This window comes from Providencia sp. PROV209 (genome assembly GCF_028479485.1).
In the GTDB taxonomy this organism is placed as follows: domain Bacteria; phylum Pseudomonadota; class Gammaproteobacteria; order Enterobacterales; family Enterobacteriaceae; genus Providencia; species Providencia alcalifaciens.
This window is the reverse complement of record NZ_JAMPNR010000002.1, coordinates 85,047-104,247: the sequence shown is the minus strand read 5'-3', so window position 1 is coordinate 104,247 and position 19,201 is coordinate 85,047. Positions and strand designations below refer to the sequence as shown.

The 19,201-nt window shown below is 41.4% G+C and carries 15 protein-coding genes; 5 read left to right on the top strand and 10 right to left on the bottom strand.

Going from position 1 to position 19,201, the window contains the following annotated elements; translation table 11 throughout:
- The first annotated feature begins 123 nt into the window (after nt 1-123).
- On the top strand, nt 124-1,197 hold the full coding sequence (gene ompA / locus PR795_RS02950; protein ID WP_006657848.1) for a porin OmpA: 1,074 nt from the start codon (nt 124-126) through the stop codon (nt 1,195-1,197).
- Between the two features lie 167 nt (nt 1,198-1,364).
- Here the strand turns inward: ompA and matP are convergent, their stop codons facing one another.
- The gene (gene matP / locus PR795_RS02945) at nt 1,365-1,826 is read right to left on the bottom strand and encodes a macrodomain Ter protein MatP (protein ID WP_006657847.1); all 462 of its coding nucleotides are present in this window, start codon (nt 1,824-1,826) and stop codon (nt 1,365-1,367) included.
- Nucleotides 1,827-1,998: 172 nt separating this feature from the next.
- Between matP and PR795_RS02940 the strand changes: the two genes are divergently transcribed.
- The 3 genes from PR795_RS02940 (at nt 1,999) to fabA (ending at nt 4,724) form a co-directional block, all read left to right on the top strand.
- Nucleotides 1,999-2,175, top strand: a complete 177-nt coding sequence (locus PR795_RS02940; protein ID WP_006662138.1) for a GhoT/OrtT family toxin — start codon at nt 1,999-2,001, stop codon at nt 2,173-2,175.
- 197 nt (nt 2,176-2,372) lie between these two features.
- The gene (locus PR795_RS02935) at nt 2,373-4,109 is read left to right on the top strand and encodes an AAA family ATPase (protein ID WP_036965229.1); all 1,737 of its coding nucleotides are present in this window, start codon (nt 2,373-2,375) and stop codon (nt 4,107-4,109) included.
- Nucleotides 4,110-4,205: 96 nt separating this feature from the next.
- Nucleotides 4,206-4,724: a bifunctional 3-hydroxydecanoyl-ACP dehydratase/trans-2-decenoyl-ACP isomerase gene (gene fabA / locus PR795_RS02930; protein ID WP_006657845.1), complete on the top strand. Its 519-nt coding sequence runs from the start codon at nt 4,206-4,208 to the stop codon at nt 4,722-4,724.
- Between the two features lie 126 nt (nt 4,725-4,850).
- Here fabA and rmf read toward each other — a convergent pair whose 3' ends face one another.
- The 6 genes from rmf to rlmKL all read right to left on the bottom strand — a co-directional run bounded on the left by rmf (nt 4,851) and on the right by rlmKL (nt 12,870).
- On the bottom strand, nt 4,851-5,021 hold the full coding sequence (rmf, locus tag PR795_RS02925; protein WP_006657844.1) for a ribosome modulation factor: 171 nt from the start codon (nt 5,019-5,021) through the stop codon (nt 4,851-4,853).
- 311 nt (nt 5,022-5,332) lie between these two features.
- Nucleotides 5,333-5,887: a membrane integrity-associated transporter subunit PqiC gene (pqiC, locus tag PR795_RS02920; protein ID WP_181480726.1), complete on the bottom strand. Its 555-nt coding sequence runs from the start codon at nt 5,885-5,887 to the stop codon at nt 5,333-5,335.
- Nucleotides 5,887-7,536, bottom strand: coding sequence for an intermembrane transport protein PqiB (pqiB, locus tag PR795_RS02915; RefSeq protein ID WP_181480725.1), 1,650 nt, complete (start codon nt 7,534-7,536; stop codon nt 5,887-5,889). Before pqiB ends, pqiC begins: the two co-directional genes overlap by 1 nt.
- Nucleotides 7,533-8,807 (bottom strand): membrane integrity-associated transporter subunit PqiA, encoded by a 1,275-nt coding sequence (gene pqiA, locus PR795_RS02910; RefSeq protein WP_036972618.1) that lies wholly within the window; start codon nt 8,805-8,807, stop codon nt 7,533-7,535. Before pqiA ends, pqiB begins: the two co-directional genes overlap by 4 nt.
- Nucleotides 8,808-8,841: 34 nt before the next feature.
- Entirely contained in the window at nt 8,842-10,749 is a 1,908-nt protein-coding gene (locus PR795_RS02905; RefSeq protein ID WP_036960406.1) for an ABC transporter ATP-binding protein, read from the bottom strand.
- Nucleotides 10,750-10,761: 12 nt separating this feature from the next.
- Nucleotides 10,762-12,870 (bottom strand): bifunctional 23S rRNA (guanine(2069)-N(7))-methyltransferase RlmK/23S rRNA (guanine(2445)-N(2))-methyltransferase RlmL, encoded by a 2,109-nt coding sequence (gene rlmKL, locus PR795_RS02900; RefSeq protein ID WP_181480723.1) that lies wholly within the window; start codon nt 12,868-12,870, stop codon nt 10,762-10,764.
- 98 nt (nt 12,871-12,968) lie between these two features.
- Between rlmKL and PR795_RS02895 the strand changes: the two genes are divergently transcribed.
- Nucleotides 12,969-14,090 (top strand): YcbX family protein, encoded by a 1,122-nt coding sequence (locus PR795_RS02895; protein ID WP_181480722.1) that lies wholly within the window; start codon nt 12,969-12,971, stop codon nt 14,088-14,090.
- A 198-nt stretch (nt 14,091-14,288) separates the two neighbouring features.
- Here the strand turns inward: PR795_RS02895 and PR795_RS02890 are convergent, their stop codons facing one another.
- The 3 genes from PR795_RS02890 to pepN form a co-directional block, all read right to left on the bottom strand.
- Nucleotides 14,289-14,834 (bottom strand): cell division protein ZapC, encoded by a 546-nt coding sequence (locus PR795_RS02890; protein ID WP_006657837.1) that lies wholly within the window; start codon nt 14,832-14,834, stop codon nt 14,289-14,291.
- A 300-nt stretch (nt 14,835-15,134) separates the two neighbouring features.
- Nucleotides 15,135-16,145: a quinone-dependent dihydroorotate dehydrogenase gene (pyrD, locus tag PR795_RS02885; protein WP_006657836.1), complete on the bottom strand. Its 1,011-nt coding sequence runs from the start codon at nt 16,143-16,145 to the stop codon at nt 15,135-15,137.
- Nucleotides 16,146-16,427: 282 nt separating this feature from the next.
- Nucleotides 16,428-19,046 (bottom strand): aminopeptidase N, encoded by a 2,619-nt coding sequence (gene pepN, locus PR795_RS02880; protein ID WP_006662147.1) that lies wholly within the window; start codon nt 19,044-19,046, stop codon nt 16,428-16,430.
- Nucleotides 19,047-19,201 lie beyond the last annotated feature (155 nt).

Genomic DNA, 19,201 nt, shown 5'->3' with positions numbered 1-19,201 from the left:
TTTTTTTACTTTTCGTAAATTTTTGTGGATAATGTCAGCTGAACCTAGCAAGTAAATTGAACCAATGGCAAATAATAAGGCTCACGAAGCCAAGCCAATATTGGATGATAACGAGGCGTAAAAATGAAAAAGACAGCTATCGCGGTAGCAGTGGCAGTAGCAGCATTCGCAACTGTTGCACAAGCAGCTCCAAAAGATAACACTTGGTATACTGGTGGTAAATTAGGTTGGTCTCACTACGAGCACGCTAAATTTACTTTTGAAGATGCTGCAGGAGATGAAACTTCTGTTGGTACCGGTAAAAAAACTCGTGACCAATTAGGTGCGGGTCTGTACGCAGGTTACCAATACAACCAGTACATGGGCTTCGAAATGGGCTATGACTGGTTTGGTAAAATGAAGTACAAAGGTGACAACGCAGGTAGCGTTTCTTCTATGGGCGTTTCTCTGACTACCAAACTGAGCTATCCAGTAATGGAAGACTTAGACGTTTATACTCGTCTGGGTGGTATGGTTTACCGTACAGAAGCTAAAGTTAACGGCGTTGGTAAAGAAACTGACACTGGCGTTTCTCCAGTTTACGCACTGGGTCTTGAGTATGCTATCACTCCAGAATTAGCTACTCGTTTAGACTACCAGTGGGTTAGCCGCATGGGTGACAAAGACAACATCGGTGTTAGCCCAGACAACGGCATGCTGAGCGTTGGTCTTGCATACCGTTTCGGTCAAGAAGCAGCTCCAGTAGTTGCTCCAGCAGTAGTTGCTGAGCCAGCAGCTCCAGTTGTTGAAAACAAACGCTTCACTCTGCGTTCAGACGTTCTGTTTAACTTCAACAAAGCGACTCTGAAACCAGAAGGTCAGCAAGCTCTGAACGAACTGTACAACGAACTGAGCAACATCGACCCAACTCAAGGTCGCGTGCTGGTAGTTGGTTTCACAGACCGTATCGGTTCACAAAACTACAACCTGCCACTGTCACAAAAACGTGCTCAGTCAGTAGTAGATTACTTAGTTGCTAAAGGCGTTCCTGCAAGCGCAATCGCTGCAGAAGGTCGTGGTAAAGAAGATCCAGTAACTGGTAACAAATGTGACGCAGTTAAAGGCCGTGCAGCTCTGATCGAGTGTTTAGCGCCAGACCGTCGTGTTGAAATCGAAATCCAAGGTACAACTGAAGTTGTAACTCAACCAGGCGCTTAATTTATAGCCCTAGTTTAAATTTCGAAATGAATATAAAAAACCCCAATTTGTTGGGGTTTTTTTATCGTCTAAATGAGGAAGTCATGAAAAATTCAATTTGTAGATAGATATCCTATTCTAAGCTAGCCTATTCTATATTCGATCAACGACACACATCGATAAGATCACTATTCTTTCTCTGACTTACCTAAGATCGCTTGAAGATCATGCTTCAATAAGCTCATCTGATTTTCATACTTATCTTTATGCTCTGCATCTTCAATTAACTGGATAATCGTTTCTGACAACGTTTTATTTCGATTAACGGCTAAATTTGATAACCGTTGCCAAACCGAATAATTTAAATCAATGGATTTCTTTCGAGTATGTGGATGCTCAGCATTAAAATGACGTTTACGGCGAGCACGAATACTCTGCTTCATTCGGTTATCTAATTGCGGAGACATATGGTCAGCAATCCATTTCAATACATCAACAGGTGTATTTTCTAGCTTTAGCAGCAACTCAATGGCTTCTTGTTCCGCACTTCTCTCTATATAGCGGGTAATCGGCTCCCCACTTCTCGCTTTATTGACCAGATATTCCCATTTCCAGCCACATTCAAGATTTTCAAGCTGCTGATATTTCATATTTTTTCCCGAAGAAAATCGTACCTATCATTATATTAGCAATATTATAAGAAAAATGCTCAAGCTGGATTCCATTTAATCGATTATCCCTTGATTAACACAAAGAAAATAACAGTAAATAAAAAAATAGTGTACAATTCGCATCCACACGTTAACAAACCACTAAAATCGCATGTCCACTTTTGAACACATACTTCTTATCTATGGGATTGGAGGAGTATGTTCAGCGTTATTCGCCCTGCTAGTAACCAAAGATCCTAGTTTTTGTATGAGACTCTTGAGCGCACTCTTAATTGGCTTAACATGGCCGCTGAGTTTACCTGTTGCTCTCATGTTTTCTTTATTCTAAATCGATATTTCGACAAATATTGCTGCAAGATTAGCGCTCAGAGGCTAATATAACAATCTTGAGTCAAAAATAGCTTAAGGTAATGAATTAGCCTGAAATTGTATATAAAACAGACAGTACAGAAATAAACTCAGGCACATGCGTCCTGCTTATTGGCAGGCATTTATTGATAACCATACTAATAGCAGATAATTATAGTGATCAGTCAAGAATTAACATGGCAAGGCCTAACTCCTAACTTATCGTCTTTTCAGACAAAATTTGTCTCTTCAGCGACGTTGACCCCATCAACACTGTCTGATATTCAACCAAGATTATTCGATGGGATGCAGCATTTCATTCGCGAATATGCTCAAACACGGTTTATGTTCATTAAATCTGACGAAAGTGAAGAGTATCTAAAACTATTTACTGATTCGATCACGCCATTATTGAATGAAACTCATTTTATTAATGGGGATTATCAGCTATCTGAAGATAAACAACGATATCAATGGAAAACTGACTCAACGGGACGTTTTTCAACACAAGAGAAAATTGCCTACCGTCACTGGATTGAGCCAGAACAACTGTTCGGTTATGTCACTCCAAACCAAAATTTGGTACCGGGTTTGCTGCACCAAATTAATGGTGGCGTATTAATCATTTCAGCAACCGCACTGGTGACTCAGCCATTAATGTGGACTCGCTTAAAAAATATGGTTACCCGTCGCCAATTAGAATGGCTACCACACAGTGAAAATCAAACTCTACCCATAGAAATTGAGCCTCATCCTCTTGAGCTCAAAGTCATCGTCGTTGGTGATAGACTGATACTAGAAGAGTTTGAATTTGCCGCACCTGAGCTATTTGATTGCGCAATATACGCAGAGTATGAGCCGCTGATGTTCTTTGAGGATGAAGAACAATTAAGCTTATGGATGAATTTCATTAAGTTTATTATCAATAGCAATCAACTTCCTGAAATTGCTGTGGACGGCTGGTCCGAATTTATTTTACAAGCCACTCGTTGTTGCGAAGATAAGTATAACTTACCTCTCGATATTAATTGGTTAACACGTCAATTAACCAATGCAGCTAATTACGCCAACGAAGGTCATTTAACCGCAGAGTCATTTTCCCAAGCAGAAGAAAACCGTGTATGGCGTCATGCCTTCCTTGTAGAACGTAACCAAGATGACATTTTGCAAGAACAAGTTTTAATCAAAACGGAAGGTGAAGTTGTAGGTCAAATTAATGGACTCTCTGTTTTACAGTACCCTGGCTATCCAGATGCTATTGGTGAGCCGTCCAGAATTACTTGTGTAGCACATCTTGGCGATGGCGAATTTACGGATGTCGAGCGTAAAGCAGAGCTAGGTGGCAATATCCATGCAAAAGGCATGATGATCATGCAAGCCTACCTAAACTATGAATTAAAATTAGAGCAACCTCAGCCATTTTCTGCTTCTATTGTATTTGAGCAGTCATATGGCGAAGTTGATGGCGATAGTGCATCCTTGGCAGAGCTTTGCGCCTTGATTAGCGCATTGTCATTACAGCCTATCGATCAGCAAATTGCCGTCACGGGCGCCGTTGACCAATTTGGCTATGTGCAACCTATTGGCGGTGTTAACCAAAAGATTGAAGGATTTTTTGATATCTGTGATAAGCGAGAGTTAACAGGTAATCAAGGTGTCATTATCCCAATGTCTAATGTGCGTCATCTGTGCTTAAAAGATGAAGTCGTCCAAGCGGTTAAAGAAGAAAAATTCCACATTTGGCCTGTCGAACACGTTGCTCAAGCCATTAGTCTTTTGACCAAGCAACCCTACTTTGAACAGCAAGTGGAAGGTGAAAATGTACACCTGTTAGCTTTAATTCAAGAACGCATAAATCAAGCCAATTCACCAGATAAGTCAAGATTACCTTGGTTTTTGAAGTGGATGAGCTAAGTAAAGATTGCGTAAATATTAGCTGATCGGAGTTGTTCAGCGTACAAGTGTAAGCTATTCTGTGAACCTATACATAATAAAGGCTATCTGAAGATCATGGTTGATAAACGCGAATCCTATACGAAAGAAGATTTAGAGGCTTCTGGAAGAGGCGAATTATTTGGGGAAAATGGTCCTCCACTACCATCAGGTAATATGTTGATGATGGATCGAATCATCAAAATGACCGAAGATGGCGGTACATTCAATAAAGGCTACGTTGAAGCTGAGCTGGATATCAATCCAGACTTATGGTTCTTTGGTTGTCACTTTACGAATGACCCAGTTATGCCGGGTTGTTTAGGTCTTGATGCCATGTGGCAACTGGTTGGTTTTTACCTTGGCTGGTTAGGCGGTGAAGGCAAAGGTCGTGCTTTAGGTGTTGGTGAAGTGAAATTCACTGGACAAGTACTACCGACAGCAAAAAAAGTCACTTACCGTATCAATTTTAAACGAGTGATCAACCGTAAATTGATTATGGGATTAGCTGATGGTGAAGTGTTGGTGGATGGCAAACTCATTTATGCCGCTACAGACCTAAAAGTCGGCTTATTTAAGGATACAAGCGCGTTCTAATCGAACCTTGCCCTTAAACGCAAACCTCCGCAAATGCGGAGGTTTATAATTTTTAAGGGATTGTATTAAATTATGCGTGAAATAAATTTTCGCAAAATTAATCTAATTATCCTCGTGAATGACCCATTAAACGGCAACTGCCGCTCTGTCCTCCATCGCTTGACGCCAACCACCTAGCCAATGCGAACGGGCATCTACTGCCTGATAAGGACATAACTCTTTGGAACGCCCGGTTAAACCTGCTTGATAACCTCTTGATAACGCTCTTTCTAAACGGTCTCTCTTCTGTCTTTTCATGCCTTACTTCCCTCATCATTTAAATGGAAAAGAAAACAGCATCTATTTTTGTTAATAGATACACTATACAAATAGCGCCCACCCATAAGAAATGCAAGTAAAGAATTTCATATTATTGTCATAATTATGATAAATGTGACCTACATTTAGAGATAATCACAAGCTACTGATATTCAAACAATTAAAAATGAAATTGTTATTTATCAATGGAATACGAGATTCAATGTCGGTTATTTTTATTTGTAAAGTAACAAAAAAATGCACTACGTTTTACTGTAGTGCATTCATTTCACGGTAAAATAATATTCAAATTATGGCTTATTGATCTCTTGAGCTATATCCACTGCCACTTTCTGCCAACCACTCGCAAGTGTTCTGACTAATTCAGGATAACCATCTTCTTGCTGATCTAATTGAATGTCAAAGTTACGGCGAATGACTTTGTCACCTCGCATCAGCGTCCAAAAACCCTGAACTAAGACTTTTCCATCATAACGACCATTGAACGCTGTCAACGTAATATCTAGCGTTTCAGGTGAGCTTTGCAATGGCTGCAATGAGATAAACCTATCAGGCAACGTTGAAGAGAGCTCACGCACCATCGATTGCCCTAATTGCTGTTCTAGCGGACTTGCCCATAAATGCGCGCTGGCATTTGAGTAAGCCACATCTGATGTTTGATAAGTGATCCCATTCGATGTCAGTACATCTGCCAACGTAATGCGTTGGAGCCAGACCTGACCTTTACCCATCACTGTTGCTGATTGCACTTCTGGCGCTTTCATCGGTAATTGATAGTACACTTTATCTGGGCTACTGCTACAAGCCGCCAGTAGAAAAACACCTATTGCTAATAGATATTTCATTATTTTTTCACTCCTTTAGGCACTACGTCCTTAGTCGGCTCAGCTTCAAACACTAATGCATTGCTCTTATTATTCAGCGTACGCAATAGCGGTTGGACTTCACGAAGTACCTGATCTAAACGCTGCATATCATCAACCATCTTGTTATAGGCTGGGGAGCCCGGCTGGAAACCCTGCATTGTTTTGTTAATCTCTTTCAGTGATTTTTGCATATCTGTCGGCAGGCTTTGGAATTCTTTACTCGACATCAGCTTATTCAGTTGCGTGAACATCACATTCGCTTCTTGAACCAATTTTTGACCTTCAGCTAAGGTCTGAGTGGTTTGTTTCAACATAGGCTCAATTGGCATATTGTTGATTTTATCAAGTACCGCAATCACTTTTTGTTGGATCTGCGCTAAGCCACCACTGTGCGTTGGAATAATTTTATAACCTGCAATCACATAAGGACCTTTATATTCAGGCACATCCGGAATAAAGTCGAGGTCAATATATAAAGCACCCGTTAATAAATTACCGGATTTTAATGAAGCTCTTAGCCCATTTTTCATCGCCAGATTCAATTCATTTTTCAGGTTAAAGTCTTTACCGACATCTTTAGAAAAACGCTCTGGTTCGATATGGATCAGCACTGGAATACGGAAATTATTATCCAAAGACTGGTCTAGTCCCGCTGTATAAAATGGCACTTGCGCCACAGTTCCTAAACGAATCCCACGGAATTCTACTGGGGCTCCAGGCTGTAATCCACGGACAGAGTCTGAGAAAAACAGTACAAAGTCTTGGTATGTGGTATATAACGAGTCCTGGATACTTGATTGAGTATCAAATAGTTTGAACTGTGCATTCTCTTTCACAGCTTCCCCAGGAATCCACCCTTCTGGCACATCAAAACTCACACCACCAGTCAACAATGTCGCGACTGAGCCCATTGATACATGTACCCCTTGGGAAGACATATCAAACGCAATACCGCTGTCTTTCCAGAAACGCACATTACTGCTGATTAGCTTGTCATAAGGTGCATTGATAAACAGTTGATAACGCATATCACGTTGGTCCATATCGAAATTACTCGTTTCGACAGATCCGACGCGATACCCGCGGAATAAAACGGGATCCCCAGCATTAAGCTGTCCCGCTTTATCACTGGTTAAAATAATTCGCTTACCTTTAGCATCAGGGGACGCCAAAGGTGGCGTATCTAATAGTGTAAATTCGAAATGCTCTTTTGCCGCTAGACCAGGTTGCAGTTCGATATAAGCCCCTGACAGCAGAGTGCCTAACCCAGTCACACCATCACGACCAATGGTTGGCTTAACAATCCAAAAGGCAGAATCTGAGCGTAGTAAATCTTCCATATCTGGGTTTAAACGCGCTTTGATGATCACTCGACTAAAATTAGAATCCAAAGTGACGCTTTCAACGACCCCAATATCTACACTACGACTTTTAATTTTAGTTTTACCCGCTTCAACCCCTTCAGCGCTGTAAGTGATTAACGTCACTTCTGGGCCTTGATGACTAAAATGGTAAAACATGATCCAAGCACCGATGAGTAAAGTTACAATCGGGATCACCCAAACCGGTGACCAGCTTTTTAACTTACTCACTTTAGCGTTGGCCTGTGATGTTTCTTGCTCTGTCACCCTGCGGCTCCTTCTTGTTCAACAGCCTTAACTGCATCTCTCTTGTTACAACGATCCCATGTTAAACGAGGATCAAATGTCATTGCGGCAAACATCGTTAAAATCACTACCACGCCAAAGAAAATAACTCCCTGTGCGGGGACGATGTTCATTAATTGCCCCATTTGAACCAATGCAGTCAAAATGGTAATCACAAACACGTCAATCATTGACCAGCGGCCAACGTACTCCACCAGCTCATAAATAAAATGCATTCTATGTGGATCACGGTTTCCAAAACCTTGAGAGTCAAGACATAGCCATGCTATGCCAATCATTTTCAGAGTAGGAACCATAATACTGGCAATAAAAATAATCATAGCAACGGGGAACGAACCATCTTCCCAAAGAAGAATGACACCATCCATGATCGTAGACGGTAGCCCACTACCTAACGCATTAGTGGTCATCACTGGCAAAACGTTTGCAGGAATATAAAGCATAATTGATGTTAACAGTAACGCTAATGTCCACTGTAAACTCTGCTTTTTACGTACACTGCCATAAGAGTGGCAACGTGGGCATTCATGTTGTTCCGCAGGTAAAATCGCCGTACAAACTAAACACAAGCGTACATTTTGGCTAATTCCTGTTTGCCCAACAATCAAAGGCTTATTTATCTTAGGAGCGTCTTCAATTTTGTTCCATAACCAATGACGATCCAAACATTGGAATGCACGCACTTGCATCATACAGAACGCACAATAAGGAAGAAAACTCATCCCAATGCCAATTTCACCATACGCAATCAATTTCACGAAACTCACTAGCACTCCAGCGAGAAAAATTTCCGCCATGCACCACGATTTCATCTGAAAAAGAATTCGAGTAATCAGTATTTTAATTGATTTATGAAGGTGAACCCGCAGCCCAAGTAGGATGATTGTTACCATACAAAATGCAGGAATGATCAGAGAAAAGAGGAGAAAAAACAGCGCTAAGCCGCTGTAACGCGTCCCCATAATAATCTCGATGATTTGAAACATGGAGATTTCATTTTCAATGCCTGCCGCACTCATTTTTACAAATGGGAAAAGACAGGCAATAGTCAGCATAATCAATGCACTAAATGCATATGCTGCGGGTTGCCTGTAAGGATAACGCCATTTGGATATGAGTGTTGTTTCACAACGCGGACATGTGGCTTTACTACCTTGTTCCAATTCAGGAACAGCAACCATCATGTCGCACTGTGGACAGAGCACATGTTCATGGGGCTCATGAGAACACAAAGTGTTTTCTCTCCTTTTGATTTAAACCGTCATATCAACCGTTTTTCAACAGCTCTAGCTCCTGCCAACGATCAAACGCTTGTTCTAACTCTTGTTCTTTAGCGGCAAGTGCAGTTAGTGTGCTTTCAGTCACATCATGTGGCTGATTAAAGAAATCTGCATCGCCAATTTTTGCTTGAAGAACTTCAATTTCCCCTTCAAGTTGCTCTAATTTTGCTGGTAATTGCTCTAACTCACGTAATAAATTATAGCTAAGCTTATTCACACGTTTAGGGGCTTCTTTTGGCTTAGCCTCTTTTTCTGGCGCAGCTACTTTACTGGTTTGCTCCGATTTCAGACGGACGGTTTGTGCTCTTTGCTGCTGAGCATCTTTATAGCCACCTACAAAGCGGTTAATTTCGCCGTTACCTTCGAAAATCCAGCACTCTGTTACGCTGTTATCCACGAATTCTCTATCATGGCTAACTAATAAAACGGTACCTTGATACCCATCCACCAGCTCTTCCAGTAACTCCAATGTTTCAACATCAAGGTCGTTGGTTGGTTCATCAAGGATCAGCAAGTTACTTGGCTTTAAGAATAAACGTGCTAATAATAAGCGGTTACGCTCACCACCGGATAACGCTCTTACAGGCGTCATCGCACGTTTTGGCGGGAACATAAAGTCTTGCAGGTAACCTAATACATGACGAGGTTTACCATTAACCATGACCTCTTGCTTACCTTCCGCAAGGTTATCCATCACGGTTTTATCTGGGTCGAGTGCTGCACGGTGCTGGTCAAAATAGGCAACTTCAAGTTTAGTCCCACAGTGAACGCGTCCACTATCTGCTTGCAAATCACCCAGCATTAAACGTAACAGTGTGGTTTTACCACAACCGTTAGGTCCCACCAATGCAATTTTATCGCCACGCATCACTTGCGCAGAGAAATCCTTCACTAAAACTTTATTATCAACTTGATAATTAACGTTTTCTAACTCAAATACAATTTTACCGGAACGCGCGGCTTCGCCCACTTGCATACGAGCAGTGCCCATCACTTCACGACGCTCTGAACGTTCCACGCGCAATGCTTTCAGCGCGCGAACACGCCCTTCGTTACGAGTACGGCGCGCTTTGATCCCTTGGCGGATCCACGCTTCTTCCTGCGCTAACTTGCGATCAAACTCCGCGTTTTGCATCTCTTCAACGCGCAGTGCTTCTTCTTTATTGATCAGATAATCATCATAATTACCTGGCCAAGAAGCGAGCTGACCACGGTCTAAATCGATAATACGGGTTGCCATATTACGAATGAAAGAACGGTCATGGGAAATAAAGACAATGCTGCCTTGGAAATCTTTCAAAAATGTTTCTAACCACAAAATGGTTTCAATATCCAAGTGGTTTGTCGGCTCATCTAAAAAAAGTACGCGCGGGTTACTTACTAGTGCGCGCCCTAATGCTGCTTTACGTAACCAACCACCGGATAGTGAAGATAATTCTGCATCAGCTGGTAATCCCAGTTTTTTGAGAACATCATTAATGCGCGAGTCTAGTAACCAGAGGTTTAAGTTATCCAGAACTTCTTGTAAATCCGCGAGTTTATTTAAATTTTTCTCGCTTGGGTCAGACTCCACCAGCTTAGCAACATGGTGATAATCTTTTAAATATTGCGCTTGTTCGGCAACGCCTTCAGCCACAAAGTCAAAAATTGTGCCCTCTACGTTACGCGGAGGATCTTGCTGTAAACGTGCAACAATTAAATCTTGTTCATAAGTGAGTGAGCCATCATCAAGCGGTTGCTCTTTCGTCAATACACGCATCAGGGTCGATTTTCCAGCCCCGTTTCGTCCAACAAGGCAGACGCGTTCATTGTCTTCGATATGAATTTCAGTGTTGTCTAACAGCGGCGCATCACTAAACGCGAGATATGCGCCCGATAAATTAATTAAAGCCATTAATTCTGTTCCTTACTCTGCGTGGCTAATCAACCAGCAGTTGTGAATTTGACGGTTACGTGCGAAATCTTCTGACTGTGTCTTAGCAGTAATTTCTTGTGCTTTTAAGCCAAGCTCAGTCAGTGCTTCAAGATCCATTTTGAATCCACGCTTATTGTTCGAGAACATCACTGTTCCACCACGACGCAGCATGCGTTTCAGATGTGTAATCAGCTGCACATGGTCACGTTGAACATCAAATGTCCCATCCATACGTTTTGAGTTTGAGAACGTCGGTGGGTCGATGAAAATTAAGTCAAATTGCTCATCGGCATTGGCTAACCAGTTTAAGCAATCTGCTTGCATTAAGCGGTGTTGACGACCGGTAAGTTGGTTCGCTTGTAAGTTTTTCTCTGCCCATTCTAAATAGGTACGAGACATGTCGACAGACGTGGTGCTCTTAGCGCCACCCAGACCCGCATGAACAGTCGCAGTGCCGGTATAACAAAATAGATTTAAGAAATCCTTACCACGGCTCATTTCACCTAACATGCGGCGGGCAATACGGTGGTCGAGGAATAACCCTGTATCTAGGTAGTCAGTTAAATTCACTAACAATTTAGCGTTATATTCCTGCACTAAGAAGAAATCATCTTTTTGCGCCAATTTTTCGTACTGCTGTTTACCTTTTTGACGCTGACGGGTTTTCAATACTAATTGATTTGAGGTCAACCCAAGAACGTTCATCGTCGCAGTGATCACATCAAATAAGCGCTGACGCGCTTTGCGCTCATCAACAGTTTTTGGTGGTGCATATTCTTGGATGACAACTTTCTCACCGTAGATATCCACAGCCACATTGTATTCCGGTAAATCTGCATCATACAAACGGTAGCAATCCACGCCCTGCTGTTTCGCCCATTTTGCCAGTTTTTTCTGATTCTTACGCAAGCGGTTAGCAAAATCAGGAGAAATCTCAGCCACCGTTTCTGACGGAGTTTCTGCTAATTGATAGTTTTTCTGTACACAGTCCAATGGGCCATTTTTGGCTTTAAATTCACGTTCAGAACGTAATTGTAAGCAGCTTAATAATTCAGGAGATGCGCTGAAAATAGATAAACGCCAACCAGGGAAACGTGCTTTAACCACCCGCCCGAATTGGCTATGTAATGCGATTAATGCTGGCTCACTTTCCAAACGTTCGCCGTATGGCGGGTTGCTAATAATAGTGCCCTTGATATCGGTTTTGACTGGGTTTTCCAATGCAGCGGCATCACCATGATTAAAGGTGATCAAATCTTGTAACCCTGCTCGACGGGCATTCGCTCGCGCCATATCCAGCACACGTTTATCGATATCAAAACCATAAAAACGTGAAGTCGTGTCTTTTAAACCTTGACGAAAACGAACTTGCGCTTCAGTAACCACTTCACGCCATAATTCAGGATTGTGCTTCAACCATGCATTAAATCCCCAATGCTGACGGTATAAACCTGGCGCTCTATCTGCAGCAATCATTGCCGCTTCAATTAATAATGTACCCGAACCACACATTGGGTCGACCATTGGGGTATTTTTCTGCCAACCGGAACGACTAATAATAGCGGCGGCTAACGTCTCTTTTAATGGGGCTTGTCCGGCTAAATCACGATAGCCACGAATATGCAGTGAATCGCCACTCAAGTCGAGTGCAACACTCGCGCGTTCTTTGTTCAGATAAACGTTAATGCGAATATCGGCTTCTTGGCGAGCCACATCAGGGCGTTGGTCCAACTTACGCACAAAGCTGTCAACGATGGCATCTTTTACTTTTAATGCACCATATTGGCTATTGCGGATCTCCTCGTTGGTTCCGGTGAAATGCACCACAAACGTATCATCAACGGAAAAAATTTCAGACCAATCAATAGCTTGCACACCCAGATACAAATCAAGGTCGCTATAGACATCAAAATCATTCAGCGGTAATAAAATACGGGATGCCAGTCTACTCCATAGCAGACTTTGATACATCACACGGTCATCAGCCTGAAAATAGACGCCCCCTTGTGCCACTTTGCACTGGCTAGCGCCAAGCGCTTCCAATTCAGTTTTCAGTAGTTCTTCCAGGCCTCGGGCTGTGCTGGCAAACAGAGAATTCATAGTATTTATTACCGATTTCGATGAAAAATTGTTGCGCATTATAGCTAATCTCATGCACTTGTCATAAAGTTGCTGCACAACAATTATAGGATTAAAAAATGATTACGCTTTCGCGCCTGTATACACACCCAGTCAAGTCAATGAGGGGCATTCGTCTCTCTCATGGTTACGCTGATATCAGCGGATTGACGTTTGATCGTAACTTTATGGTCACCACATTAGAAGGTAAGTTTATCACTGCACGTAAATATCCGCAGATGTTATTATTTACCCCCGCTATGCTCAATAATGGGCTTTATCTCAAAGCACCTAATGGTGAAAGCGCTACCGTATTGTATCAGGACTTTAATGAGAAACAGAGTCCCACTGAAGTTTGGGGCAATCATTTTCATGCTCTTATTGCACCTGATAAGATAAATAATTGGTTAAGCACTTTTTTTGACGAACCCGTCCAACTGAGATGGCTAAGTCCTGAGTTATCTCGCCGCGTCAAAAAACACCATGATGTTCCTTTATCTTTCGCGGATGGCTACCCATTTTTATTAATTAATGAAGCTTCTGTACAAGAGCTACAACGTCGCTGCCCCGCTAGCGTGAAACTTGAACAATTTCGCGGTAATTTGATCATCACTGGCGCCAAACCATTCGAAGAAGACAGTTGGAAGCGCATTCAAATTGGCGATGTCATTTTTACATTAGATAAACCCTGTAGCCGTTGCATTTTGACCACCGTCAGTCCAGAAAAAGGGATTAAACATCCTCATGCAGAGCCACTTGCTACGCTGCAAACCTTTCGAATGGATGACTCTGGCGATGTCGATTTTGGGCAAAATGCCTTGATTGAAAATACAGGAATTATCCGTGTTGGTGACACACTTACAGTTTTAGACACTAAGTCACCAAAACAGTATCCATTACGTGATAGAGAAACGCCGGTAGCTCCTACTACTAAGCCAGCCCTAAAAGCAGTAAGTTTAGTGTTTGAAGAGACTAAATATGCAGGAAATACTGAGCATGTGATTCTTGAACAACTTGAATCTCATGGGCTTTCTATCCCTTATTCATGCCGTGCAGGCATTTGTGGTCGTTGCCAAATATCGCTCATTGAAGGAGAGGTAACACCGTTGAAACAAAGCGCCATTAAAGAGAATGGGGATATTTTAGCGTGTAGCTGTATTCCAAAAACGGCACTTAAACTTGCCTTCAAGCAAGCCAACTAAATAAAAGCAAAACCTCAACTAAGAAAATAATTTTTTAGTTGAGGCTCTTAATTAAAGATAAATTCTTCTCATATTATTCAGCCGTATTTATCGTATGAATTTTATCATGCGTACTTTTCTCATTTTATTTATTCAGTATGAAAAGGTTTATTTCGCATAAAAAATAATCAAAATACGAATATGATCATAACCGATCAATTAAATGACATTTCCATATAATAAACGCTTAGTCCGAGATTGATAATGCATCATGCGATCATTCATGATCTTAATTGGATCGCAAAATCTCAAAGTACGATCCGGTAATTCTAATGATGGCTCCGCTAATAAACATAAGCTTGCCGATTCACCTGCTTCCGCAATAATAAAGGTTGAATAAATATGACTATTCTCTAAGCACACTTGAATTAGCTGACCACGAACTGGCGTACTCATAAAATGGAAACTCGAGAAATACCAGCTTTTCGGCATTTGTGGTTTTAAAAAGCGGTAAGCAACTAAGCTGTTTAAGACTAACTCAGCCCTTTCTTCATAGCTAATATTTAATCTCTTCGCTTGTTCATCAAATAAATAAAATTCTGCGGCATCCTCAATACTAAAAGGCATTTCGTTATATGCAGAAACAGTCAACATTTTAGCTGGAAAACAAGACCGAAATATCATGCCGTTGGCGAGATCTAACATCACTCTGTCATGGTCACGATCAAAAAACCAACGCCAATGATCATCAGGTTTAATATTCATAAACGATCCTTTAGCGATGTCATAAGCAAATAAGCTTTGTTTAGATCCTTAATAAGGATCCCTTTAAACATATCTCAATTATACCCTAAAGCTTAAAAGATAAAGATACACGACAGACTGATCAATATGAGTAAACTTCAATGTCGACTTTTTAATAGCGAATTAATCAGATAAATGAAAACTATATGACGCACAACTACACGTATAACTTGTCATTTAATGGGTATAATTTATGTTCAAACTTAATATAGGATAAAAGGGGGAATAAATAAACCCCCTTGTATAATTAATCACCATTTTTTAGATGTGATTAACAATATCCTTTATTAATTTTGGTCCGTGGTAAATAAAACCAGAATAAATTTGTACTAATGATGCCCCTGCTTCCATTTTTTCTCTAGCCGCAGTTAATGAATCAATTCCACCCACACCAATAATTGGTAATTTCCCATTTAATTCACGAGAAATAAGTTTAATCACTTGGGTACTTTTTAATTGTACTGGACGACCACTTAATCCACCCGCTTCATTACAATGATTCAAACCTTGGACTAAAGAACGATCTAATGTGGTGTTTGTCGCAATAACACCATCAATATTATGTCTTACTAAACTATCGGCGACTTGCACAATCTCTTCTTCTGTTAAATCCGGTGCAATTTTAACGGCAACTGGAACATATTTTTGATGGATTGCCTGCAATGCCAATTGTTTTTCTTTAATACCACTTAATAAATCATCCAGCGCTTCCCCATATTGTAATGTTCGTAAACCTGGGGTGTTAGGAGATGAAATATTGATAGCGATATAACCCGCATGGGCGTACACCTTGTCCATGCAAATTAAATAATCGTCTTTACCTTGTTCAACCGGGGTATCTTTATTCTTACCGATATTGATGCCGATAACCCCACCGTATGTTGATTTTTTGACATTCTCAACGAGGTTATCAACGCCTTTGTTGTTGAAACCCATGCGGTTAATGATCCCTTCCGCTTCAACAACTCTGAATAATCTTGGCTTGTCATTACCCTCTTGAGGGCGCGGCGTAACGGTACCAATTTCAACAAACCCAAATCCCATTGCACCAAACGCATCAATGCACTCGCCATTCTTATCGAGTCCGGCGGCTAAGCCTAATGGATTTTTAAAGGAGAGTCCCATACAGGTCACGGGTTTGGTTGCAATAGACTGACGGAGAAGGAATTGAAGCGGAGAGTGGTTTAAACGCTGAAGCTGACGAAACGTTAATTCATGGGCCTTTTCAGGGTCGAGCTGAAACAGTGCCTTTCGGGCAAGGTGATATAACATAGCTATTAACCTACTTTCTGTCTAAGTACGATTGAATACGCATTCTCTACACGACACACTCAAACTCAGCGCGTGCAAAAATACCCCCAAACCTGTTTTACCAATAGGGTTTGTGAGTATAGAAGTGAGATCGGCTTGATAAAACGGCACATATGCTACCCTAACAAGGGGGTAATAATCCATGAAAATATCACTAAAAGTGCTAATTGTTTTGATCTTCTACCATAAAAAAGCCCTTAGACTCGAAAATCTAAGGGCTTACATCACAGTCGATTCAATATATTAGCTTTCGAGAGCTTTCGTTATCTTCTCGAAAAGATCGCCAGAAAGATTTTCTAACCCTTTCAGTTTTTCCAGAACCTCACGCATTAATCCTTGGCGCTTCGCATCATAGCGCTTAAAGCGGATTAATGGTTCGATCAGCCGAGATGCGACTTGCGGGTTACGGGTATTCAGATCCACCAGAATTTCATACAAGAATTGATAACCGCTGCTATCTTCTGCATGGAAATTCACTGGGTTACCCGCTGTAAATGAACCAACTAAGGCACGGACTCGGTTAGGGTTAGTCATACTAAATGAACGATGGTTTAATAATTCTCGCACCTTCGTCAAGGTATTTTCAGCCGGATTGGTCCCTTGCAATGTAAACCATTTGTCCATCACCAGACCATCATGGTGCCAGCGATCATCAAAATCCGCCATCAGCTCAGCGAGGCACGGTAAACCAGCTTCATTTGCGGCTGTCAACGCAGCTAATGAATCTGTCATATTATCCGCAGTACGGTATTGAGCTTCTACCAACTTATTAGCCAGCTCAATATCATCCCCTGCCGCTAAATATTGCAAACAAGTATTACGCAGAGAACGCAGCGCGATATCGCCATGGTCCACACGATATTCATCAATATGAATAGAACGATACACCGTTAAGAATTCATCATGCATTTCATTCGCCAGTGTAGAGTGAATGAAATTAATGACGGTATGAATTGCCACAGGATCAATAACGGTAAATAACTCTGCAATTTCATTTTCTGAAGGCAGCGTTAAAATTAATGCCGCTAATGCTGGATCAATATTCTCGCTGAGTAACACGGCACGGAAAGCATCCACGACATGCTCTGGCAGGACTAATGGCTCACCTTTATGCAGTTTTTCAACATTGATTTTAGCGTAGTTATTAATCAGTTGCTGCGCAGCATCCCAGCGGGAAAACTCATTGCTTGCATGCTGCATTAGAAACGCCAATTGGTCATCAGTATAAGGATAATCCAATTTTACAGGTGCCGAAAACTCACGTAATAAAGAAGGTACTGGGCGAGAAGCCACATTATCAAACACAAAGCTTTGTGATTCTTGCGTAATATTCAAGACTGAATTTACTAAGCTACCATCGCGCTTAAGCGGGATCACCGCACCATCTTCCCCATAAAGCTCAATATCCAGTGGAATATGCAATGGATGTTTTTCTGCTTGATCCGCCGTTGGAGGCGTCATTTGGCTAACGTGCAGCGTATATTGTTGCTTTTCTTGAGAGTATTCGTCTCGGACGGTCAGTACTGGTGTCCCCGACTGACTATACCAGCGACGGAACAACGAGAGATCCACATTGGATGCATCTTCCATTGCCTGCACAAAATCATCACAGGTTGCCGCGCTGCCATCATGACGATGAACATACAGCTGAATACCAGCTTGGAACATCTCTTCACCCAGTAATGTGTGGATCATGCGGATCACTTCAGACCCCTTTTCATACACTGTCAGTGTATAAAAGTTGTTCATTTCGATCACTTTCTCAGGGCGGATCGGGTGAGCCATTGGGCTCGCATCTTCCGCAAACTGTGCCGCACGCATGACTTTAACATTATTAATTCGGTTAACTGAACGTGAACCTAAATCCGAGCTAAATTCCTGATCACGGAAAACCGTCAGCCCTTCTTTCAAACTTAATTGGAACCAATCACGACAAGTAATACGGTTACCCGTCCAGTTATGGAAATATTCGTGACCAATCACTGATTCAATATTTAGATAATCTTTATCTGTGGCGGTTTCACTTTTCGCTAAAACGTACTTGGAGTTAAATACGTTCAGACCTTTATTTTCCATTGCGCCCATGTTGAAGAAATCAACGGCAACAATCATATAAATATCAAGGTCATACTCTAAACCAAAACGTTCTTCATCCCATTTCATCGCATTTTGCAGGGATTTCATTGCCCAAGGCGCGCGGTCCAAGTTACCTTTGTCCACAAACAATTCTAATGCCACTTTACGACCAGTGCGTGTCACAAACTCATCACGCAGGACATCAAAGTCCCCAGCAACTAGGGCAAATAAATAACTTGGTTTTGGGAATGGATCTTCCCATTTTACCCAATGACGACCATCTTCCAGCTCACCTTCTGCGATGCGGTTACCATTAGAAAGTAAATAAGGATAGCGGGATTTATCAGCAGTAATTTTTGTAGTGTAACGTGCTAATACATCAGGGCGGTCTTGATAATAGGTAATGTGGCGAAAGCCTTCAGCTTCACATTGTGTACATAGCGCTTCACCAGAAACATATAAGCCTTCTAATGCACTATTTTTTTCAGGGCTAATTTCATTAACAATACTTAGCGTAAACGTTTCTGGTAACGATTCAATCACCAGTTTACCGGACTCTTCTTTATAATTTGTCCACGCTTTTCCATCCACTTCAAGGCTAATGAGTTTAAGATCTTCACCAAATAATTCTAAGGTGGAAGATTGTGGATTAAGGCGTTTTACCTTGCTAATAGCGGTCACTGTCGTTTTGGCGGGATCAAGGTCAAAATCAAGAGATATTTCTGTAATCGTATAATCAGGTGCTTGATAATCTTGACGATATTTCGCTTGTCTTAACTGAGTCATAGGTAACCTTTTTCTTCGTTATATCCGTGTCATAGTCTCTTGTTACTACATACAATACTATAAGATGAACTAATGTGAATCGACTTAAGAAACATTTTCATCACAAATTACGATGTTTTTCTGTTATTACCTATCAAATCTATGTATCTAGTATC